Annotated in this window: 21 protein-coding genes; 12 read left to right on the plus strand and 9 right to left on the minus strand. The window is 72.1% G+C overall.

Going from position 1 to position 19,664, the window contains the following annotated elements; genetic code table 11:
- The first annotated feature begins 7 nt into the window (after positions 1 to 7).
- From ACFWBN_RS02010 to ACFWBN_RS02025, 4 genes are all read left to right on the plus strand, one after another.
- The gene (locus tag ACFWBN_RS02010; protein WP_385169044.1) at positions 8 to 787 is read left to right on the plus strand and encodes a ribonuclease BN; all 780 of its coding nucleotides are present in this window, start codon (positions 8 to 10) and stop codon (positions 785 to 787) included.
- Between the two features lie 87 nt (positions 788 to 874).
- Entirely contained in the window at positions 875 to 2,098 is a 1,224-nt protein-coding gene (locus ACFWBN_RS02015) for a hypothetical protein (RefSeq protein WP_385169047.1), read from the plus strand.
- Between the two features lie 46 nt (positions 2,099 to 2,144).
- Complete coding sequence (locus ACFWBN_RS02020) at positions 2,145 to 2,627, plus strand: MarR family winged helix-turn-helix transcriptional regulator (RefSeq protein WP_385169050.1); 483 nt, start codon at positions 2,145 to 2,147, stop codon at positions 2,625 to 2,627.
- Positions 2,624 to 3,076 carry a MarR family transcriptional regulator gene (locus tag ACFWBN_RS02025; protein ID WP_385169053.1) on the plus strand — a complete coding sequence of 151 codons (453 nt, stop codon included), beginning with the start codon at positions 2,624 to 2,626 and terminating at the stop codon, positions 3,074 to 3,076. Before ACFWBN_RS02020 ends, ACFWBN_RS02025 begins: the two co-directional genes overlap by 4 nt.
- A gap of 21 nt (positions 3,077 to 3,097) precedes the next feature.
- On the opposite strand, the gene ACFWBN_RS02030 is transcribed toward ACFWBN_RS02025, so the two are convergent.
- Positions 3,098 to 3,673, minus strand: a complete 576-nt coding sequence (locus tag ACFWBN_RS02030; RefSeq protein ID WP_385169055.1) for a hypothetical protein — start codon at positions 3,671 to 3,673, stop codon at positions 3,098 to 3,100.
- 209 nt (positions 3,674 to 3,882) lie between these two features.
- On the opposite strand from ACFWBN_RS02030, the gene dacB reads away from it, so the two are divergent.
- On the plus strand, positions 3,883 to 5,520 hold the full coding sequence (dacB, locus tag ACFWBN_RS02035; RefSeq protein ID WP_385169058.1) for a D-alanyl-D-alanine carboxypeptidase/D-alanyl-D-alanine-endopeptidase: 1,638 nt from the start codon (positions 3,883 to 3,885) through the stop codon (positions 5,518 to 5,520).
- A 70-nt stretch (positions 5,521 to 5,590) separates the two neighbouring features.
- Here the strand turns inward: dacB and ACFWBN_RS02040 are convergent, their stop codons facing one another.
- On the minus strand, positions 5,591 to 7,219 hold the full coding sequence (locus ACFWBN_RS02040) for a serine/threonine-protein kinase (RefSeq protein ID WP_385169061.1): 1,629 nt from the start codon (positions 7,217 to 7,219) through the stop codon (positions 5,591 to 5,593).
- A 192-nt stretch (positions 7,220 to 7,411) separates the two neighbouring features.
- Here ACFWBN_RS02040 and ACFWBN_RS02045 point away from each other — a divergent pair, with 192 nt between their 5' ends.
- Positions 7,412 to 8,947, plus strand: coding sequence for a carboxylesterase/lipase family protein (locus ACFWBN_RS02045; protein WP_385169064.1), 1,536 nt, complete (start codon positions 7,412 to 7,414; stop codon positions 8,945 to 8,947).
- Between the two features lie 28 nt (positions 8,948 to 8,975).
- Here ACFWBN_RS02045 and ACFWBN_RS02050 read toward each other — a convergent pair whose 3' ends face one another.
- Positions 8,976 to 9,602, minus strand: coding sequence for a TetR/AcrR family transcriptional regulator (locus ACFWBN_RS02050; protein WP_385169067.1), 627 nt, complete (start codon positions 9,600 to 9,602; stop codon positions 8,976 to 8,978).
- A gap of 124 nt (positions 9,603 to 9,726) precedes the next feature.
- Here ACFWBN_RS02050 and ACFWBN_RS02055 point away from each other — a divergent pair, with 124 nt between their 5' ends.
- The gene (locus tag ACFWBN_RS02055; RefSeq protein ID WP_385169069.1) at positions 9,727 to 10,683 is read left to right on the plus strand and encodes an alpha/beta fold hydrolase; all 957 of its coding nucleotides are present in this window, start codon (positions 9,727 to 9,729) and stop codon (positions 10,681 to 10,683) included.
- Between the two features lie 129 nt (positions 10,684 to 10,812).
- Here the strand turns inward: ACFWBN_RS02055 and ACFWBN_RS02060 are convergent, their stop codons facing one another.
- Positions 10,813 to 12,546, minus strand: a complete 1,734-nt coding sequence (locus ACFWBN_RS02060) for an AAA family ATPase (protein ID WP_385169072.1) — start codon at positions 12,544 to 12,546, stop codon at positions 10,813 to 10,815.
- Between the two features lie 147 nt (positions 12,547 to 12,693).
- Positions 12,694 to 13,545, minus strand: coding sequence for a GNAT family N-acetyltransferase (locus ACFWBN_RS02065; RefSeq protein ID WP_385169075.1), 852 nt, complete (start codon positions 13,543 to 13,545; stop codon positions 12,694 to 12,696).
- 143 nt (positions 13,546 to 13,688) lie between these two features.
- Here ACFWBN_RS02065 and ACFWBN_RS02070 point away from each other — a divergent pair, with 143 nt between their 5' ends.
- Complete coding sequence (locus ACFWBN_RS02070) at positions 13,689 to 14,069, plus strand: hypothetical protein (RefSeq protein WP_385169078.1); 381 nt, start codon at positions 13,689 to 13,691, stop codon at positions 14,067 to 14,069.
- Between the two features lie 32 nt (positions 14,070 to 14,101).
- Here ACFWBN_RS02070 and ACFWBN_RS02075 read toward each other — a convergent pair whose 3' ends face one another.
- A complete protein-coding gene (locus ACFWBN_RS02075) occupies positions 14,102 to 14,608 on the minus strand; it encodes a DinB family protein (protein WP_385169081.1) in 507 nt (168 codons plus the stop codon).
- Between the two features lie 154 nt (positions 14,609 to 14,762).
- On the opposite strand from ACFWBN_RS02075, the gene nadE reads away from it, so the two are divergent.
- Both nadE and ACFWBN_RS02085 read left to right on the plus strand, forming a co-directional pair.
- On the plus strand, positions 14,763 to 15,593 hold the full coding sequence (nadE, locus tag ACFWBN_RS02080) for an ammonia-dependent NAD(+) synthetase (RefSeq protein ID WP_385169084.1): 831 nt from the start codon (positions 14,763 to 14,765) through the stop codon (positions 15,591 to 15,593).
- Between the two features lie 216 nt (positions 15,594 to 15,809).
- Positions 15,810 to 16,154 carry a hypothetical protein gene (locus ACFWBN_RS02085; protein ID WP_385169086.1) on the plus strand — a complete coding sequence of 115 codons (345 nt, stop codon included), beginning with the start codon at positions 15,810 to 15,812 and terminating at the stop codon, positions 16,152 to 16,154.
- A 50-nt stretch (positions 16,155 to 16,204) separates the two neighbouring features.
- Here ACFWBN_RS02085 and ACFWBN_RS02090 read toward each other — a convergent pair whose 3' ends face one another.
- A complete protein-coding gene (locus ACFWBN_RS02090; protein ID WP_385169089.1) occupies positions 16,205 to 17,407 on the minus strand; it encodes a DUF6545 domain-containing protein in 1,203 nt (400 codons plus the stop codon).
- On the minus strand, positions 17,400 to 18,059 hold the full coding sequence (locus tag ACFWBN_RS02095) for a hypothetical protein (protein WP_385169092.1): 660 nt from the start codon (positions 18,057 to 18,059) through the stop codon (positions 17,400 to 17,402). The genes ACFWBN_RS02090 and ACFWBN_RS02095 overlap by 8 nt, the downstream gene beginning before the upstream one ends.
- Positions 18,060 to 18,078: 19 nt before the next feature.
- On the opposite strand from ACFWBN_RS02095, the gene ACFWBN_RS02100 reads away from it, so the two are divergent.
- Positions 18,079 to 18,213 (plus strand): hypothetical protein, encoded by a 135-nt coding sequence (locus tag ACFWBN_RS02100; protein WP_385169095.1) that lies wholly within the window; start codon positions 18,079 to 18,081, stop codon positions 18,211 to 18,213.
- A gap of 2 nt (positions 18,214 to 18,215) precedes the next feature.
- On the opposite strand, the gene ACFWBN_RS02105 is transcribed toward ACFWBN_RS02100, so the two are convergent.
- Complete coding sequence (locus ACFWBN_RS02105) at positions 18,216 to 18,428, minus strand: hypothetical protein (protein WP_385169098.1); 213 nt, start codon at positions 18,426 to 18,428, stop codon at positions 18,216 to 18,218.
- Between the two features lie 252 nt (positions 18,429 to 18,680).
- Here ACFWBN_RS02105 and ACFWBN_RS02110 point away from each other — a divergent pair, with 252 nt between their 5' ends.
- Positions 18,681 to 19,658, plus strand: a complete 978-nt coding sequence (locus ACFWBN_RS02110; protein WP_385169101.1) for a hypothetical protein — start codon at positions 18,681 to 18,683, stop codon at positions 19,656 to 19,658.
- Positions 19,659 to 19,664: the final 6 nt, after the last annotated feature.

Below are 19,664 nucleotides of genomic sequence, written 5' to 3' on the forward strand. Positions count from 1 at the left end.
GCCGGGCATGGGCATCAGCCGCGCCATCCGCCGTATCCGGGCCGGGCGGCGGTGGGGGCAGGTCAGTGATCTCGAGTTGTGGCAGCGTTCGCTGGGTTTCGCGGCACTCGGGTTCCTCACGCTGGTGCCCCTGCTGATCGTCGTGTCCGCGGCGGACCCGGCGAGCGGGCGGGGGTTCGCGCAATGGCTGGGGGACGGGCTCGGCGTGTCGACGGCCGCCCGGGCGGAGATCGAACGACTGTTCGCCCTGCCGGGTGAGGCGTGGCGCACCACGACGGCGTTCGGCCTCGCCGTGCTCACCGTGTTCGGCGTGTCGTTCGGCACGGTGGTGCAGAGCGGATACGAAAAAGTCTGGGATCTTCCCCCGGCCCGCTGGTGGGCCCGGTGGCGGCACGTGGTGTGGCTGGCCGTCTTCGTCGGGCTCCTCCTCCTGTCCGCGATCGCGCCGGTGTGGCGCGACTCCCCGGCGCGCGGGGTGGTCACCTGGGCGGGCGGCACCCTGTTCTTCTGGTGGTCCCAGCGGATGCTGCTCGGCGGCCGGGTCGGCTGGACCGCCCTGCTGCCCGGAGCGGTGGCCACCATGGTCGGGCTCCTCGCCCTCCGGGCCTTCTCCCGGCTCGTCTTCTCACCGCTGATCGCTTCCGGCGCCGTCACCTACGGACCGTTCGGGACCGTCCTGGTGATCCAGTCCTGGCTGGTCGGCGTGGGCGTGGTCGTGTTCGGCGGGGCGCTGGCCGGCCGACTCCTCCACGACGCCCTTCCCCTCCACCGTTCGAACACCCACTGACCTCCCCGCCACCGCGCCGCCGCGCCCTGCTAGAATGACCGCGTTGGCCTTCGGCGCGCACCATTCACGCGTCCGGAGGCTTTTTTTATGCCTTCTGACAACTACTCACCCCACTCACCCGCCCCCACCGGCTATCGCGCCCTGCTCCGCAACAGGGAGTTCACCGGTCTGTACGTCGGCTTCACGCTGACGGTCGCCGCGACGACCCTGTCGGGCTTCGCGCTCGGCACCCTGGTCAACGCCCAGACGCACTCCCCCTTCCTGACGGCCGTGAGCATGTACGGCGCCACGTTCGCGACGGTGCTCGGCGCCTTGACCCTGATGTCGGTCGCGGACGGGAACCGTCCGCGCCGGACCCTCGTCGCGCTGCAGTGCATCTCGCTGGCGGGCGTCGCCGCGCAGGCGATCCCGGGCCTGCCGCTGGCGGCCCGGTTCATGCTGCTGCTGGTGCTGGGCTTCTTCCAGTCGCTGGGGACCGGCACGCGGATGGGGCTGCTCGCCGAGGTGGTGCCGACCTCCGCCTATGCGCTGGCACGTTCGCTGATGAACATCACCTCGGGCGGCATGGCGATCCTCGGCTACGCGACGGGCGCCGTGCTGCAGCGGTACCTGAGCCCGCAAGGGGTCTTCGTCGTCGCGGCGGTCCTCACCGGACTCGGGCTGGCCGTGGTGGCGACCACCGTCCGGGAACGCTCGATCCGCCTCACCCGCCGCCCCGGACTGCGTCAGACCTGGACGACGAACGCCGCGCTCTTCTCCCACTCCGGCCGCAGGACGCTGCTGCTGAACCTGTGGGTCCCCAACGGCCTGATCGTCGGCTGCGAGGCCCTGTTCATCTCCTACGACCCGGCCCACGCCGGTACCTTCCTGGCCGCCGGATCGGCCGGCATGCTCCTCGGGGACCTGACCGTCGGCCGGCTGCTGAGCGCCGACGAACGCCGCCGCCACGCCTTCGCCCTGCGGTTGCTGCTCGCCGCCCCGTTCCTGCTGTTCGCCTTCCACCCGCCCGTCCTGGTGTCGGCGGCCGCGGTGTTCCTCGCCAGTGCGGGGTTCGCGGCCACCCTGCCCTTGCAGGAGCAGCTCCTCGAGCTGACACCCGACCCGGTGCGGGGTCAGGTCCAGGGGGTCGAGTCCGCGGGCCGGATGACCTGGCAGGGACTCGGCGCCGCGCTCGCCGGCGCCGCCGCCCAGTACCTCACCCCCGGCACGGCGATCACGGCCGTCGCCGTGGTCTCCCTCGCGGTCACCGTCGCCTCCCGGCCGTCGGTGGTCCGCGCCGACGCCATCACGCTCTCCGCCGACAGGCACTAGCCAGGAATAGTAGCCATGTACATAATATCCATGTACTGTATTTGGTGTGAGTTCAGCAACTGAGAGCGCCACCGCAGGGTTTCTGGTCTGGCGCCTGTCGATGAAGTGGCGGGTGGCCGTCGACCGGGCGGTCGCACCGCTGGGCCTGACCCATGCCCAGTACTCCCTGATGGCGTCGCTGTACGGCATGGGGCGCTCCGGGCTGCGGCCCAGTCAGCGCCGGCTCGCCGACCACACCGGGCTGGAACCGTTGTACGTCTCCAAGCTCGCCCGCGCCCTGGAGGCCGCCGGACACGTGGCCCGCACCCGGGACCCGAACGACCCGCGCGCCATGCAGCTGTCGCTCACCGAGCAGGGGCGCGACGTCACAGGCCGCGCGATCACGGTGGTCCAGGGCCTGCTGGACCAGCTGCTGGAGCCGCTCGGAGGGCAGGCCGGCCCGCGCACACTGCAGTTCACCCGCGAGCTGGCCGCCCTGCTCGACGCACCTCTTGATCCGCACACCGAGAACGACGAGGAGCAGTCATGACCACCACCGCACCTACGACCAATGGCCGGGTCATAGCCCTGGCCCACCATGCCGGGCGTGCCCTCCTGGAGGGCGTACTGGCCCGCCACGGCGCCACGTTCCACCAGAGCGTGACGCTCCGGGCCGTTGTGGTCGCGGGCGGGTCCATCGACATCGACGAGCTCGTCGGCAACGTCACCGGCTCGCTGAAGACCGGGGAGTCGGTCGTGCGCGGCGCGATGGAGGAGCTGACCGTCGCGAAGCTGCTGGAGGAGGACCCGGCGGAGGCGTCCCGGATACGGCTCACGGACGCCGGACGGGAGCTGTACGAGAGCACCACCGCCGAGACCGCCGAGATCTCGGCCCGGCTGTACGCCGACATCCCGGCCGAGGACCTTGCGGTCGCGGGCCGCGTGTTGGCACTGATCACGGAGCGCGCGAACGCCGAACTGGCCGGCGCCGGCGCCTGAGGTTGCGTTTCGCCGGCCGGCTCAGGTCCTCAGGCCGGGGCCGGCCGTGTCCGTCGCAGGCCGGACCGGTCGACGACGCCGGTAGTAGGCGTAGGTGAGGGCGAGCACGATCGGTCCCCACAGCATCACCGGGCTGATGCACACGCGCGCCAGGAGCATCCACCAGGTGTTGCTGAAGGGGACCTCGTGAAAGCCCTCCACTCCGAACCAGGCGAGGGGCATGGTGTTCCACAGTGCGATCAGGCCCAGGCCTCCCAACGTCGCCGGAATGATCGCGGCGAGCGGGGCGACCCGGCGGCCGCCGATCACGGGCACCCGGTCCGGGACCTTCTCGCCCCACCCGCTGACCAGCCCGGTGCAGAGCAGGGCCAATGCCTCGGTGAGCACGCTCAACCCGATGACGTAGGGCGCGCCCCACCACGGGAAGGGCGGTGCCGACGGATCGACCAGGCCCATCGAGAAGTCGAAGGCGAACGGCAGCCGCCACAGACAGTGCGGCAGGACGACGAACGGAAGGGCCTTCGCGAGTCGGATCGCCCAACGCGGGACCGGGCGCTCGGTGTCGCCCAGGGGAATGTTGATCAAGTTGATCGGCATGACTCCACCGTCGCGGAACCTCGACGACAGGGCGTCGACCGCGCGAACGATCACGCTCCCCCACGCGGGGTAGCCACGGTGCGACCCCGGCGACGAGCGCGCGGGGCCGCCGGCCTGCGGGATGGCGTGCGCGCCGGATCCCACCGTGCCACCCTGTTCACAGGCATCGGGGACCCGGGAGAAGACAGCCGCGACGAACGGAGCGCGCTGTGGAAGATCCGATCCGCTTCGCGGCGCTGCGACGCCGAGTCGCCGCCGTCTGCGGCGCCCTCCTGCTGGTGGCGCTCGCCTCGGCTACGGGTGCCCGAGCCGCCCCCTCACCCCCGCCCTCCCCCTCCCCGTCCCCGTGGCCGACCGGCGTGGGAGAACCGGGCCGGCTCGACCCGCGCATCACCGAGATCATGCGGAAGCCGGAGTACCGCCATGCCCAGTGGGGACTGCTGCAGACCGAACCGGTCGGCGGGCAGGTGCTGCACAGCCTCTTCCCCGGGCAGTTCTTCATCCCCGGTTCCACGGCGAAACTCTTCGCCATATCCGGCACGTGGCGGACCCTCGGCACGGACCACCGCTCCGTGACACCCGTCTACGCGGTCGGGGAGCGGAACGGGGCCACGCTGACCGGCGACCTCGATCTCGTCGCCCAGGGCGACCTCACCATGGGCGGCCGGACCCGCCCCGACGGCACGGTCGCGTACACGGACCTCGACCACACCTACGCCAACGACTTCCCCGGGGCGACCCTCACCCCGGAGAACCCCCTCGCCGGGATCGACCGGCTCGCCCGCCAGGTCCGCGACTCCGGCATCACCCGCGTCGACGGCGACGTCATCGTCGACAGCCGGCTCTTCGCCCCCGACCCCGCACTCGACCCCGTCCCCACCCCCCTGATCATCAACGACAACCTCATCGACCTGCTGACCACGCCCGGCGACCGGGCGGGCGCGGACGCCCGGTTGGAGTGGCGGCCGAAGGTCGCCCCGTACGGGGTCACGTCCACGGTGAAGACCGTCGCGGCCGGGAAACCGACGGACATCACGGTCACCGCCACCGACGGCGGCACCCGGATCCGCCTCTCCGGCACGATCGCCGCGGACGCGAAGCCGCTGCTGCGCACCTCCCCCGTCACGGACCCGGCCGCCTTCGGCCGGACCGCGCTGATCGAGGCGCTCGCCCGCGCCGGGGTGCAGGTCACCGCCGACGCGACGGGCCCCAACCCGGTCGCCCGGCTGCCGCGCGACTACGACGGCCGCCCGCGGGTGGCCGCGTACACCTCACCGCCGTACGAGCAGTACGCCAAGCTGATCCTCAAGGTCAGCCACAATCTCGGCGCCAACCTGGCCATCTGCCAGATGGCCGTCAGCACCGGCAGCCACCAGTGCGCCGACGGCTTCCCGGTGCTCTCCCGCTTCCTGGAGCGGGCGGGCGTCGACCGCGAGCAGGTGGAGCTCATGGACGGCCGGGGCGGCAACCCCGCCGACCGGGCCACTCCCCAGGCCCTGGTGCAGATGCTGGCGTACTGGCAGCGCACCCCGGACGCGCAGCGCTTCCGCGAGGCCCTGCCCATCCTCGGAGTCGACGGGCTGCTGGCCGAGAACTGCCGCAGCTGCCCGGCCCGCGGGAAGGTCTTCGCGAAGACCGGCGCGGCCGTCGGAGGGGACCTCCTCAACGACGCCCTGTCCGTCGGTGCCATCACCATCGCCGGCTACCTCGACAAGGGCGGCGGTCGCTTCGACACCTTCTACGCGGGCGTCACCGGAGCGGCCACACCGACCGAGGACCCCGCCGGCGTCGTGGCCATCGCCAACGACCTCGCGCTGATCGCCGCCTACCTGCAGGAATCGCCCTGACGGGGGGCGCGACGCGACCACGGGGGCGGCGGGCCCAGTCGGCGGGCCCGCACCGTCAGGCCTCGCGCCGTCAGGTCTCGCGCCAGACCGTCATGTCCGCGGACACCCACCCGGTCAGGCCCTTCACCCGCACGGTCGACTTGATCCGGATCACCAGCAGCGCGATGTCCCCCGACGGGTGCCTGACGCAGATCTCGCTGCCGGGCGCCGCCGCGGCCAGCTCGACCTTCTTGCTCACACCGGCGGCCGTCAGGAGGCGGCACGTGTCGAGGGTGCCCGTGCCCGGCTCGCCGTACAGCAGGGTGAGCACGCTCGCGTCGCTCTCCAGCCGGCAGCCGGTGACCTCGCAGTTCAGGCGGATGTCCCCCGAGCGGTCCTCGCGCTTGACCGGGTCCTTGATGCCGATCGAGCTCTCTTCGTCCAGCCGCACCTGGGGGTAGGGGAAGGCCGTGGGCTGCTTGGACGCCTGCGGCGTGCCGGGTGCGGATCCGACGGCCTTCGGCGCCTTGCCGCCGGTCTCCGAGCCGGTCGCCGCGCCGGCCGAAGGGGTCCGCTGAGCCGCCGCGGCCGAGCCGGTCGGGGCGTTCGCGGACGTGTCCAGGTCGCGCAGTCTGTCCGCCGCGCCCTTGCCCATCCAGACCAGGCCCGTCAGCAGCAGCGCCCCCGCCGTCACCGCCACGCCGGCGATCAGCGCGGTACGCCGCCTGCGCGCCTGCCGTTCCTCCGGCCCCTCCGGCGGGGGCGGCTGCGGCGGGCGCCAGTCCATCGGCGTCGTGTGCAGCGCCGTGGGATGCGGGATCGGAGCCGGGATCACCACCTCCGGCCCCGTCACCTCCCGCCAGACGGCCGGGCCGCCGCCCCCGTCGGCGTCCTTCCCCAGCCGCTGCCGACACCACGTCACGATCTCCGCCGGGGTGGCACGATCCTCCGGATCGGCGGCCAGGCACCGGGCGATCAGCGGACGCAACTGCTCGGGCAGCCGGGCGAGGTCGGGCTCGGAGTGCACGATCCGGTACAGCACGGTCATCGAGGGGCCGTCGCCGTACAGCGGCTCGCCCAGCGCCGCGAACGCCGCGGTCTGGCCCAGCGCGAAGACGTCGGTGGCCGGCGTGCTGTCGCCCGCCAACGCCTGCTCGGGGGCCATGAACTGGGGCGTGCCGATGGCACTGCCCGTGGCGGTGGGCGCGGTGGTGCCGGAGGCCAGCGAGATGCCGAAGTCGATGACGCGGGGACCGTCGGCGGCCAGGAGTACGTTCGCCGGCTTCAGGTCCCGGTGCACGATGCCCGCGCCGTGGATGGCCTGCAGGGCCTCGGCGACCCCCGCCATCAGCCACAGCACCGCGGGCACCGGCAGCGGTCCGCGCCGGGCGACGGCCTCCGATAGCGAGGGCCCGGGCACGTAGAGGGTGGCGAGCCAGGGCGGCACGCCGTTCGCCTCGGCGTCGATCAACTCGGCGGTGTACGCCCCCCGGACCCGCCGGGCCGCCTCCACCTCACGGCGGAACCGCCGCCGGAACGCCGGGTCCTCGGACAGCTCCGGCCGCACCACCTTGATCGCCACCGGGCGGCCGCCCTGGGTGTACGACAGGTAGACCCGCCCCATGCCGCCCGCGCCGAGCCGGGCCACGAGGCGATAGCCCGCCACGGAAGGCGGATCGTCCGCCTGCAGTGGCTGAAACACCTCGGTCGCGCTGTTCATCGGCCTCCCCCGATCACACGATCAACCGATGAGTTGATCCACATCAGCTTAGGCGCCGGCCGGGCGAGGCCCTGCCGGGAGGGGGCCGGTGCGAACCATCCGTAATTGGCTGGCGCGGCTTTCCGATACGGCGGATGATCCGCAGGGTCCGGGGCCGTTGCCGGTCCCTCCGCCCGTCCGAGGGGAAACGTGATGACCGTTGCCGCGTCCGAGCCGTCCGGGGCCCAGCCCGAAGTCCGCCTGGCGGCGGGGGCGGTGCGCGGGAGCCGGGAGGCGGGGGTGGCGGTCTTCCGCGGCATCCCGTTCGCCGAGCCGCCGGTCGGCGCGCTGCGTTTCGCCGCACCGCGGCCCGTACGGGGATGGGACGGGGTGCGGACGGCGGTGTCGTACGGACCGCCGCCCCCTCAGGGCGGCCACTTCGGCATGGACGCGCTGTCACAGGCTGCGGCGGGCGACGACTGGCTGACGGTCAACGTCTGGTCGCCCGATCCGGGCCCGGGCGCGGGGCTGCCCGTGCTGGTGTGGATCCAGGGCGGCGCCTACACGATCGGCATGTCCGGTCTTCCCGAGTACGACGGCGGCCGCCTGGCGCGTGCCGGTGTCGTACTGGTGACGTTCAACTACCGGGTGGGACTTGAGGGCTTCGGGCAGTTCGAGGGGGCGCCCGCCAACCGGGGTCTGCTCGACCAGGTCGCCGCTCTGGAGTGGGTGCGCGACAACATCGGGGCCTTCGGCGGCGACCCGGACCGCGTCACGGTCTTCGGCCAGTCGGCGGGTGCCGGATCGGTCGCCGCGCTGCTGGCGATGCCGCGTGCGGCCGGGCTCTTCGGGCGGGCCGTCGCGCAGAGCGTACAGGGCACGTTCTTCTCTCCGGAGCTCGCCGCCGACATCGCCGCCTCCTGCGCCGCCGAGCTGGGGCTCAGGCCCACAGTCACCGACCTGTCCGCCGTGGATCCGGCCCGGCTGTCCGCCGCCGGTGATGCGGTCGGCGCCAAGATGGCCCAGTGGGCGGACCGCTGGGGCCCGATCACGCACCGGGCGATCCCGTTCTCGCCGGTCGTGGAGGGTGACGTCCTGCCCGTCACGCCGTGGCAGGCCCTGGCCGACGGCGCCGGCCGGGACATCGAGCTCCTCGTCGGCCACACCCGCGACGAACAGCGGCTGCTCACCGCCCTCGAGGGCCTGCTCGGCCAGGTGACACAGGAGCAGGCGGCCACCGCCCTGGACGTCTTCGGCCCCGGCCAGGACGGCGCACGCCGCTACCTCGACGGCCATCCGGCCGCCGGCCCGGACGAGCTGTACGAACTGGTCCAGTCCGACTGGCTGTTCCGCATGCCGAGCCTCCATCTCGCCGAGGCCCAGGCCGCCGCCGGCGGCCGTGCCCACGTCTACGAGCTGACCTGGCCCGCCCCCGGCATGGGCGGTGCGCTCGGCGCCTGCCACGGCCTCGACGTGCCACTCGTCTTCGGCAACCTGGACCGCGGCCAGCCCGCCATGCTGATCGGCGAAGCGCCCTCCCCGGAGGCGGAGGCCCTGTCCGCGCGCATGCGGGCCGCCTGGACGGCGTTCGCCGCCCACGGCGACCCCGGCTGGCCCGCGTACGACACCGACCGACGCCTCGTACAGCTCTTCGCCGACCGGCCGGCCGTCACCGCCTATCCGGAGGAGTCCTCCCGCCTGATCTGGCAGCACCATGCGTTCCCCGTACTGCCGCTGATCGGCGGGTAGCGCGAGCCGGGCCCGCGCCGGCCCGTGGTCAGGCGGGCGGCGCGGGACGGTCCGTGGTGGTGAAGATCCGGTCCAGGTGGTGGTGCAGTACCGCGACGGCAGATTCCGGCTGCCGTTGTCCCACGAGGATGCTCGTCCCCATGGTCGCCGCCATGGCGAGCAGGCTGATGGCCTCCGTCCGGGCATCGGCGTCCGGGTCGGCCAGACCTGCTTCCTGGGCCTGCCGGAGCAGGCCGGTCAGGGCGTTCTCGGCCGCGTCGGGGTTGTCGATGAAGGGCTGGGCGGCGAGCGCCTCATCGGTCACGGACAGGATCGCGTAGGAGCTGTAGAGGAGGTGGAAGGTCCGGCTCTCCTCGTCGGTGGGGAGGGAGGCCAGCAGGAGCGCCTCCACGGTCGCGCGCGGGCCCGGATCCGGACCGGCCGCCTGGAGGCGGGCTCCGACCCGGGCGCTGAAGCGGTCGGTGAGGTGCTGGAGCCCGTAGAAGAGCAGCTTCTCCTTGGTCTGGAAGTAGTACTGCACGAGTCGGAGTGAGACGCCGGCCTCGGCCGCCACGTCGCGCATGCCGACGGCGTGCAGTCCGCGACGTCCGGCGACCCGGATGAGCGCCTCGGCGATCTGGGTGCGGCGTTCCTCGTGGTCCACGCGCTTCGGCATGTGTGGTGTCTCCGCCCTCGGTGTGGGTTCGCACGCCCGGCTCCTCGGGCCCTTCATGGTACCCCCGTATCACCAATATGATACGGTCGTATCACGAAGAACGGATCTTCACCGGAGGTGCCACGTGCCTGAGAAGACGACCCGAACCCGCGCACGCCGAGACATCGGCCGCTACGTGAACGACACCCTGCGCGACCGGTACTTCGCCACCTGCGAGGCGCTCTACGCGATGGGGGCACCCCTCCGTTCCGAGACGGACGTCGAGACCGCCTTCGGCACCACGCACGTCTACCGGTACGGCCCCGACGACCCGGCTGCCGAGTCCCGCACGCCGATCGTGCTGATCCACGGCGCGGGCTACTGCTCGGCCATGTGGTACCCCAACACCCCCGCGCTCAGCGCCGAACGCCCCGTGTACGCGCTCGACACCCCCGGCGACGCCGGCCGCAGCGTCCACCGCGAGCCGATGTGGCAGCCCGAGCGGGCCGCGCAGTGGCTCGACGAGGCCCTCGACGCACTCGGCCTCGACCGGGTGCACCTCGTCGGCTCCTCCTACGGCGGCTGGCTGGTGCTCAATCAGGCCCACCGGCGCCCCGAACGGCTCGCCTCGGTCACGCTGCTCGACCCGGGCGGCCTGGAGAAGGTGGGCCTGCGCTTCTTCGCCTGGGTCTTCGTCAGCCTCTTCGCCAGCTTCGCCCCCAAGGCGCTGCGGCCGCGCCTCGCCGCCTGGCTGGAGCAGCCGGTGATCGTGGTTCCCGAGCTGCGAAGGTGGGTGCAGGCCGGCGCTCGCGCCTTCCGGGTCCGGCGGCCCGCGCCGCTGCCGCTGGCCGAGGACGCGCTGCGCTCCATCCGCACCCCGCTCTACCTGGTGCTCGGCAAGCGGAGCCTGCTCGTTCACCCGGAGCGACAGCTGGAACGCGTACCGCGCCTGATACCGGGCGCCCGCGCCGAGATCGTCGCCGCGACCGGCCACGGACCGCAGATCGACCACCCCGACCTGGTCAACGCCCGTATGTTGGGCTTCATGGAGGACGTCGATTCCCTCGACCCCGCCACGGCCCGCGGCGCTGTCGGCGGGTGACAGCTGTGGGCGGCCCGGCAACGGACAAGGAGACCCCGGGAATTCGGGGCAGGGGCCCCCGGAACGAGCCGCCGGTGGCGGTCCCGGCTCGTGGACGGCGGGGCAACCACCGAGGAGGTCTGACGCCCCTCAAGCCGTCGGTGTAAGGCCCTCCGTGAGCTCCTGGTAGGCGTCCATGACGTCACCCACATGGAGTGTGGTGATCTCGTCCTGCGACGGCACCCCGGAGCTGCCGTGGAGGTCGTAGACACGCAGGTCCCGCACGGCAGCCACCTTCCGGGAGAGCTCGCGCGCGAAGCGGCCGTTGCCGAGCCGGTCGATCAGCCCGCTGCTGACGGCCAGTTCGCACGAGGTCCGCAGGGCGACCGCCGCCTCGTCGGTGAGGACGTCCCCCTGCGCCCCGAGGAAGGACCGGGCGATGAGCGCGAGCTCGTCCGGGGAGTACGCGGGGAAGTCGACCCGGGTGTTGAACCGGGAGGTGAGGCCCGGGTTGCTCGACAGCAGGTCGGCGATTTCCTCGGGGTACCCGGCGAGAACCACGACCAGGCGGTGCCGGTCGTCCTCGGCCCGCTTGAGCAGCACTTGCAGGGCCTCCTTGCCGAAGGCATCGCCCCCCGAGTAGCCGGTGTTGGACAGCGCGTACGCCTCGTCGATGAAGAGGACCCCGTCGAGGGCGTCGTCAATGACCTTGCTGGTCTTGATCGCGGTTTCGCCGAGGTGCTGGCCCACCAGGTCGACGCGCTGGGCTTCGACGACGTGTCCGCGTTCCAGCAGCCCGAGTCCGGCGAAGATCTTGCCGACGATCCTGGCGACGGTCGTCTTGCCGGTTCCCGGCGGCCCGGCGAAGACGAAGTGCTGGGGTGCGGAGGCCGCGGCCAGTCCCTGACTGCGGCGGACGGCCGCCATCCTCAACTGCGCCGACATCGTGCGCACCTGGCGCTTGACCGGTGCCAGGCCCACCATGGCGTCCAGCTCGGCCAACGCCTCCTCCAGCAGCGCCCCCCGGGATTCCTCGCTCAGCGCGGACCCGGCTCCCGCGGCGTCCGACGGGGCGGGGCGGGTCTGGGAGTCGGACACCGCCTGGACGGGGACGACGGCGGGTGCGGGGGCCGGTGTCGCGGCCTTGGCCCGTTCGGCCACATCGGCGAGCCCCGGGCTGTACCGGAAGGCGGTCTGGAAGTGCTGCAGCCCTTCCACGGGCCGGCCGAGTCCCTCGTGGGCGCATCCGCGGAGGTAGGCGACCTCACCGAGAAAGCCGGTCTCGCTCGCCAGCGCGTGCGGCAACGGCTTCAGGACGTTGAGGGCCTCGTGGAAGACCTCCTGCAGGACCAGCGCGGAAGCGACGTAGAGCTGTGACTCATCGCGCAGGAAGGGGTCGCCGATGCCCTCGGCGAACCTCAGGACGAGCGCCCAGTCCTTCTTCAGGAAGGCGTAGCGCGTACAGACGAACCGGGTCTCGTCGCAGTCGAGCATCGCGGAGGACAGCATGCTCCACGCCTCTTCGAGCCGGCCCTCGTCCAGCAGCTTCGTCGCCCCCGCGAGCCACAGATCGCGCCTCGATTCCAGCCGGAAGCGAACGTATCCCCCGATCTGGAACTGCGACACCAGGCGCGTCTGGAGCTTCTCGCGCATCGCGCCGAAGGACCCCTGCTGCCAGGTCATGGCGTCGATCGCCTCGCCCTGGCGGCGGCCGGTGGCGTGGAGGCCCAGCCAGGCGTCGGCCGCCAAGGGGTTGTGGGTGGCGGCTGCCTGGAAGGCGTCCGCGGCCGCCGCCTGGTCTCCTCGTCCGAGAAGCGCGACACCCTGGAGCCAGGCCTGCTCGCACTTCTTGATCGAACGTCGCGAAACCGATGACTCCGGCACTGCGGTCTCCTCGTCAGCAGGGTAGTTGGCATGCTAAGCGACGCTCTCACTCCCGGTGGCCGCCGTCGCCCGACCGAAGTCGCCGCCCGTGTCGGCGCGTTCGGCGATCTGTCCGCAACAGGCGTCTCCCCGGACCTCTACCCTCAACTAGAGGTCGATCGACCGGAACTCGTCCAGCACGACGAAGCCGGTGCTGTCGTAGAGGCTCATCGCGACCTCGTTGCCGCCGAAGACGTTGAACATCATCGCCTCGTCGCCGCCCTGGCGGGTGGCCCACTCGCCGACGGCCATCGCGGCCCGGCCGTAGCCCTTGCCGCGGTGCTCCTCGTACACCTCCAGCGAGAAGCCGAAGGTCACGCCCGGCAGGAAGCCGTGGTTCACCCAGCCGGTGCCGATCACCTGGCCGTCGGCCCCCATCGCGTAGAAGGCGTGACCCGGGGTCAGGTATCCCTGCGGGAGGTAGCGGGCGAAATCCTGGTCGGACTTCTCCTTGGCCTGCTCCGGGGTCAGGGCTCCGGCCCGGACGATGTCCGCGATGTACGCGGCCTCCTCACCGGCGTACCAGCCCGGGTACTCCTCCTCGGTGAGCGGGCGGACCGTCAGGCCCGTGGGCAGCTCCGGCCGCTCGGCCACGGCACGCATCCGGTTCTGGCCCCGTACGGGGTAGTCGGCGAACGCTCCCGCTCCGCCGGTGAGCCGGACGTCCACCCGCTGCGCGCCGTGCTCGGCGCACCACCGCTCGGCCCACTCGCGCCCCTGCGGCACCGTCAGGTCGTGGATCCGGCCCACGGTCGCCCCGTTGTCCTCGGTCACCCCGACCGCGATCCATCCGGTGCCGTCCGTGGCCACCGTCCAGCCGTCGATCCCCTTCACCGCCCGTTCCAGCAGGGCCTGGGCCAGCGGCTCCGAACACCCCGCTGCCCGGTACCCGGCCAGCACCCGCTCCTCGAACCCGCCCCGCCACTCGCCCTGGTCCGCCACGATCTCTATCTCGTTCATCCGTCCACCCTAGGTGCGAGAACGTGCTGCGGAAGTCTCCGAAGAGGGGATCGCGGCACGCGAGCGGGTGTGCGTGGGCCTCCCCCGGGGCTACTTTCGGCGACTCGCCGGATCTCCCGGCGTAGGAGCCCTACGCTGCACCCATGCCCTGGAACTGGCTGCAGATCAGGCTCCACCCGGCTCGACCCGACGCGCCGGGCTACGGCGAATCGACGTACGGGAGAGGAGGGTTCACCTACCAGGAGGCGCGGTCCGAGATCCAGAAGATCCTCGACCGGCTCACCATCGAGTACCCGCGAACACCCGCGTACACCGCCGCTGCCGTCGCCTGGCGCAAGGGCGGCGTGCCGGACGACACCCTGACCGCCGCGCTGCTCGTGTCCCGCGTCTACGAGTACGAGGACGGGCGGAGCGCGGCGGACGCGGCCCAGGAGTGGCTGCTGGGCTTCAGCATGCGGGTCACGGGCGAGCCGCACCGCGTCATCGTGTCGCCGACCGCTCCGGGCGGGGTGTTCGGCCGCTAGGGCCTGCCCGACGGATCGTGTGACGCCAGGGTTTAGCCGCCCGTCGTGCCGTCGAGCAGCTCGCGCAGGATGTCCAGGTGGCCGTTGTGGCGGGCCGTCTCCTCGGTGAGGTGGAGGAGGATCCAGCGCAGGTCGACGTGGAGGCCCTTGCGGACGGCCCGCCGGGCCTGCTCGTCCAGGCCGTTCCCGGCGACCAGTTCGCGGTAGCGGGCGCTCTGGTCGGCGTATTCGTCGAGCAGCTGCGTGAGCGGGAAGTCGACGGCGATGCGCATCTCGCGGTCGGGGTCCTCCTCGGTCCAGGGGCCCCGGTCCTCCTCGCCGAGGAAGACCACCTGGAACCAGTAGTACTCGACCCAGCGGAGGTGGTTGATCACTCCGCTCATGGTCATCAGCGGTGAGCCCGGCAGGAGCGCCTTGCGGGCGTTCTCCGCGGAGACGCCCTCGCACTTGGCGCGGGCGGTGTCACGTGTGTAGTCGAGGAACGTGGTGAGCTGGGTGCGCTCGTCCCACGCGGGCGGCGTGTCGTCGATTCTGGTCATCGCGCGAAGCGTCCCCGATCACCGCGACCGATGTCGAGGCATTTACCGACGGGCCCGACCCGCACCACAGGGCCGTCCGCCCGGGATCCGCCGGACACGCTCTGGGTAGGGTGGGCCCCACAGCACATCGTGAAACCGGAACCAAGGAGCAGACGTGAGCGAGTCGGCGTCCATCGCCCTGCAGCAGGAGATCGCCCGGGAGCTGGAGGTCGCCGAGACCTTCGAGGCCGAGCGGGAGATCGAGCGCCGGGTGGCCTTCCTCGCCGAGCGGCTGACCGCCACCGGTCTGCGCTCCCTCGTACTCGGCATCAGCGGCGGCGTCGACTCCACCACCACCGGCCGGCTGTGCCAGCTCGCCGTCGAGCGGGCCCGGGCCGCCGGGCACGAGGCGCGGTTCTACGCGATGCGGCTGCCCTACGGGGTCCAGGCCGACGAGCACGACGCCCAGCTCGCGCTCTCCTTCATCCGGGCCGACCACGTCCTGACCGTGGACATCAAGCCCGCGAGCGACGCCGCGCTCGACGCCGCGCGGGCCGCCGGGGTGAGCTTCCGCGACGACCACCACGAGGACTTCGTGCACGGCAACATCAAGGCCCGGCAGCGCATGATCGCCCAGTACGCGGTGGCCGGCGCGCACGACGGCCTGGTCGTCGGCACCGACCACGCCGCCGAGGCGGTCTCCGGCTTCTTCACCAAGTTCGGCGACGGCGCCGCCGACCTGGTCCCGCTGACCGGCCTGACCAAGCGCCGGGTGCGCGCCGTCGCGGACGCGCTGGGAGCCCCCGCCGAGCTGGTGTGGAAGACCCCGACGGCCGACCTGGAGACCCTCGACCCCGGCAAGGCCGACGAGGACGCGCTCGGGGTCACGTACGACGACATCGACGACTTCCTGGAGGGCAAGCCGGTGGACGGGCGGGCCTTCGAAACGATCGTCCGCCGCTACCGCCTCACCGAGCACAAGCGCCGGCTGCCCGTCGCCCCCTAGGGGGCCAGGCCCTTTCCCCGCTCCCTAAAAGGGCAGGTCAGTGGGGGATTCCGGGACTGCGGAGGTACGGGTGCGGTCGTCGAGCGCCCGGTGCCGCGGGGTGTGCTCCCTCCTTCGGCCGTCATCCCACCGGGTGCGCAGCGGATGCCTCCCGGCGCGTGACGGTCCAGGCTGCGATCACGGGCAAGCCATCACCGCACAGACGAGGACCGAGCCATGTCCCACCTCCGGCATATCGGCATCATCACCGGGGCGGCACTGCTGCTCACGGCCACGGCCTGCTCAGCCGGCAAGACCACCGTGGGCACTCTCAGCTTCCGCGCCCACGACTCCCCGGTCGAGGTCACGTATTCGAACACGCCCGTCCAGGGCTGCCACAAGATCGGCCTCCCGCATGGCGCGGCGCACGTGGAGAACAACACCCTGGTCGACGTGATCGTGTACCGGACCCCGAAGTGCCAGAAGACCGAGGAGGCCGACGGGATCTACATCCCGACCGCCACCTCGAACGTGACCGCGCCCGGCAGCCTGCCGTGGCGCAGCTTCTCCGTCGTCCACTGAGACGTCCACCGGGCCGTCCACCGGGCCGTCGTCTGCCGAGAGCGTTCCCGTCAGGCTCGTACGGGTACACCCGCGGCCGCCCGTACGGCCGGGTGGCGGAGGCGGCCGGCGACCTTGACCAGGTGGGCGCGCTCCTCGGCGGCACTCAGGCCGCCACCGGGCAGCGGGGCGGGCGCGGCGGGGGGATCGACGCCGGCGTTCTTGCGGGCGATGGCATCGAGGAGGGTCGCCGCCGCGGCCGCCGCCCGCTCCTCCGCCTCCGTCCAGCGCAGGGAGCCCGCCACTTTCCGGATCCTGGCGGCCGGCGCCGCGTCGTAGTAGGGGCCCAGGCTCTGGACCACGGTGAGGATGTCGGCGATCCGGGTCAGCAGGTGCCAGTCCCGTACGTCGAAGAAGCCCAGCTCGGTGAGCCGGTTGGGTTCGGTGAGGGCCATGCGCGGATCGGCCCGGCGGGTCAGCTCCCAGAGGGGCCCGAGAGCGATGTAGTCGCGCCGGTCCGCCCGCCAGGCGGCGACGGCGGCGCCGGAGAATCCGTAGTTGATGACGAACGCGCCGATGGTGCCCGAGACGGGGCCGAGGCTGTGCAGCGGGTCGAGGGCGTGCGAGCCGAGGGCGCCGGCGAGCGTGGCCGGTGCGACGCAGACGACGTACCCGGCGATGAACCAGGTGGCGATGCTGATGTGGTGCAGGGCACGGCTCAGCCGCGGGTCCCGCTGTGCGGAGAGCAGGGCGCTGCGGCGGAAGCGGATCGCGGTGGCCAGCGAGGCGTAGGCGAGGCCGGACTGGAAGGCGGCGAGCATGACGAGCGCGCCGGGGTCCTGGCCGTACGCGATGTTGAAGTCCATGGGGTGGGGGGTGTCCCCGGTGTCGGACAGCAGGAAGCCGCCCAGCATCACGAGGCCCAGCAGGACGTACACCGACAGGCGCACGGTGAGGGCGCTGACCCCGGCGAACGGGGGCATCCGCTCCGGCTGCCACATCATCGCCATGACGTGGGTGTGGGCGAAGAAGCTCAGGATGCAGAAGAAGACGAGCAGTTCGGCGAGGTTCGCGGATCCGGTGGCGCCGGCCACGGCCCGGTACGCGACGGGTGTGGCGAAGAGGAAGGCGCCCACGCCCACGGCCGAGCAGGTGGCGATCAGCCGCAGGGCGCCGGAGCGTTCCCGGCGCCAGGCGAGGATCTTGGCCGTCGTGGTGCAGGTGGCGATGGCCACGACGACGAGGTAGACGATGTCGGCAGCGTCCTCAGACACCGGTCCCCCTGTGGCGGAGTGCGGAGTTGACCTGTGCGGAATGGGCGGGCTCGTCGGCATTGACGATCATGGAGACCATGAGCCGCCCCAGGGTCTCGGCCTGGCGCTCCGCTGACGGACCGCCGTGGGCGGCGTGCGTACCGGCCTCGGATTCCGCGTCGGTGCCGGCGTCTCCGTGCGAGTGCGAGTGCGCGTGCGCGTGGGTGAGGCCGGGGCCGGGGACGTCGAAGTAGGTCCGGCCCAGCATCATCCGGCTCACGGCCGGATTCAGGGCGGGCGCGAGGAGCCCGAGGATCTCGTCGTTCATGAGGTCGTGCCCGTGCTCCTCCGGCTCGTGGCCGAGGTAGATGTGCGCGAGTTCGTGGCCGATGACGATGGCCTGGAGCGTCTTGGGAGAGTCCCTGTCGACGAGGAGGATCAGCTCGTCGGGCGTGTGGAGGAGTCCCCCGGTGAGGGGCCGGCGCAGCGGCAGGTACAGGATGCGGATGGGCAGGCCCCGGCTGCGGCCGACCGCTTCGACCACCTCGTGCTGGGTCGGATGCGCCGGAAGACCGAGCCGGGTACGGAAGTCCCGCCGCTCCTTGCGCAGCGTCCGCTGCTCACGAAGCGTCTGTGCTGCGAGGCCGAGCGACGCCCGGATGCTGCCCCCCACGACTCGTCCCTCCGACATCGTGCGTACGTACTCTGCAGTGCTCGTGGTGCTCGTGGTGCTCGTGGTGCTCGTCATGCGTCTCGCGCTCATGGTGCTCGCTCGGGCGCTCGGCGGAGGCCCGGTGGGCGGCCGGTGCGGGCCGCCCACCGCCTGAGGTTAGTCCCAGCGCGTGTCGAGCGGTGCAAGGGTGGCCGGAGCGGAGTCCCACCGGGTGTCCGCCGGGGTCGAGTCCCCTCGCGCGTCCGCGGGGGCCGAGTCCCACCGGGTGTCCGCGGCCGCCGTGCCGCCCATGGCGGCCACGGAGAGGAGGACACCACCGGCAAGGGCGATCCCTGCGACGGTTCGTGACAGCCTGCGGGTGCTGCGCATGATTTCTCGATTCTCTCGTCGGGGTACCCGTGTCGTACGTGTCCTCCCGGCGGGCTCCGGCCGCGGCGCGGGCGGTCGGGCCGGCTGCGGACAGATCCCCAGCTCAGCGCCGCTTTTGCGCCGTCAAGAGGCTGGTCCGTACCTGGAGGGTCACCCATGTCAGCCTGTACGGTCCACCCTGGGAAGATCAAGGAATTCGGGGCTTCCCATCGGCGCACTTCCTCAAGTGGAAGCTCTCAGGGGGGTTCGGGCATGTACGAAGCAGGCGAAAACGATCTGCCCCTGGTGCCCCTCTCCAGCGCCGCCCAGGACGTATACGCGCGGATCACGAACGGAGCCGGGGCCTGTCCGGACGACCGTCCGGCCCTGGAGGAGCTGCTGGCGCTCGGGCTGGTGACTCCCAGTCTGTACGTTCCGGGCCGGTTCGAGCCCACCGATGTCCAGCAGGCCGAACGGAACGCCACCATCCGGGAACTCGGCGCCATACGCCACCACCTGGGGCGCCTGTCGGGGGTCCCGGACCTGTTCGCCGCCCTGCCGAAAGGGCTTGCGCCGGCCCCCTTGGAAGGCATCGAGCGACTGGCCTCGCTCGATGACGCCAACCGGATGCTGACCACGCTCATCTCGGGCACCGAGTCCAGCGTCTGGTCGGCGCACCCCAAGGACCGCCCCGCGTGGAGCCTGGAGAAGTCCCTCGCCCGGGAGCTGGAACTCGTCCGGCAGGGAAAGCGGTTCCGTACGATCTACCCCAGCTCCGCCCGTCAGCGCGAGGCGGAGAGCAAGTGGGTGAGCACCATGTCGGCCGCGGGCGCGAAGGTGCGCACGCGCGTCCCCGACTTCGTCCGCATGATCATCGTCGACGGCAGGACGGTCATCGTGTCCGACCCCAAAGACCCCGAGGGGACGACGACTTCGGCCTACTGCATCACCCACCCGGTAGTGGTCTCGATCATGGTCGCGGTGTACGAACAGCTCTGGGCCAGGTCCGAACCGTGGAAGGGCGGCAGGGGCCCCGAACCGACGGGTGGGGCGGTGACCACGCCGCAGACGCGCGCGCTCTACCGGATGCTGCGGGCCGGCAAGGGACGGGCCGAGGTCGCACGCCGGCTCGAAATCAGCGAACGCACGGTCACCACCCTGCTGAACCGGCTCTACGAGGCCACGGGGACGGACAACCTGCTCGCGCTCGGCGAGTGGTGGGCCTGCTCGGCCGACCGCCACATGGACTGACCGGCG

The organism is Streptomyces sp. NPDC059989 (assembly GCF_042736975.1).
Classification (GTDB): Bacteria; Actinomycetota; Actinomycetes; order Streptomycetales; family Streptomycetaceae; genus Streptomyces.

Bases quoted from the DNA above. Each gene is read 5' to 3' on its own strand.
- ACFWBN_RS02010 (WP_385169044.1), top strand. From the start codon at position 8: ATGGGCATCAGCCGCGCCATCCGCCGTATCCGGGCCGGGCGGCGGTGG.
- ACFWBN_RS02015 (WP_385169047.1), top strand. From the start codon at position 875: ATGCCTTCTGACAACTACTCACCCCACTCACCCGCCCCCACCGGCTAT.
- ACFWBN_RS02025 (WP_385169053.1), top strand. From the start codon at position 2,624: ATGACCACCACCGCACCTACGACCAATGGCCGGGTCATAGCCCTGGCC.
- ACFWBN_RS02030 (WP_385169055.1), bottom strand. From the start codon at position 3,673: ATGCCGATCAACTTGATCAACATTCCCCTGGGCGACACCGAGCGCCCG.
- ACFWBN_RS02040 (WP_385169061.1), bottom strand. From the start codon at position 7,219: ATGAACAGCGCGACCGAGGTGTTTCAGCCACTGCAGGCGGACGATCCG.
- ACFWBN_RS02045 (WP_385169064.1), top strand. From the start codon at position 7,412: ATGACCGTTGCCGCGTCCGAGCCGTCCGGGGCCCAGCCCGAAGTCCGC.
- ACFWBN_RS02050 (WP_385169067.1), bottom strand. From the start codon at position 9,602: ATGCCGAAGCGCGTGGACCACGAGGAACGCCGCACCCAGATCGCCGAG.
- ACFWBN_RS02065 (WP_385169075.1), bottom strand. From the start codon at position 13,545: ATGAACGAGATAGAGATCGTGGCGGACCAGGGCGAGTGGCGGGGCGGG.
- ACFWBN_RS02070 (WP_385169078.1), top strand. From the start codon at position 13,689: ATGCCCTGGAACTGGCTGCAGATCAGGCTCCACCCGGCTCGACCCGAC.
- ACFWBN_RS02075 (WP_385169081.1), bottom strand. From the start codon at position 14,608: ATGACCAGAATCGACGACACGCCGCCCGCGTGGGACGAGCGCACCCAG.
- ACFWBN_RS02085 (WP_385169086.1), top strand. From the start codon at position 15,810: ATGTCCCACCTCCGGCATATCGGCATCATCACCGGGGCGGCACTGCTG.
- ACFWBN_RS02105 (WP_385169098.1), bottom strand. From the start codon at position 18,428: ATGCGCAGCACCCGCAGGCTGTCACGAACCGTCGCAGGGATCGCCCTT.
- ACFWBN_RS02110 (WP_385169101.1), top strand. From the start codon at position 18,681: ATGTACGAAGCAGGCGAAAACGATCTGCCCCTGGTGCCCCTCTCCAGC.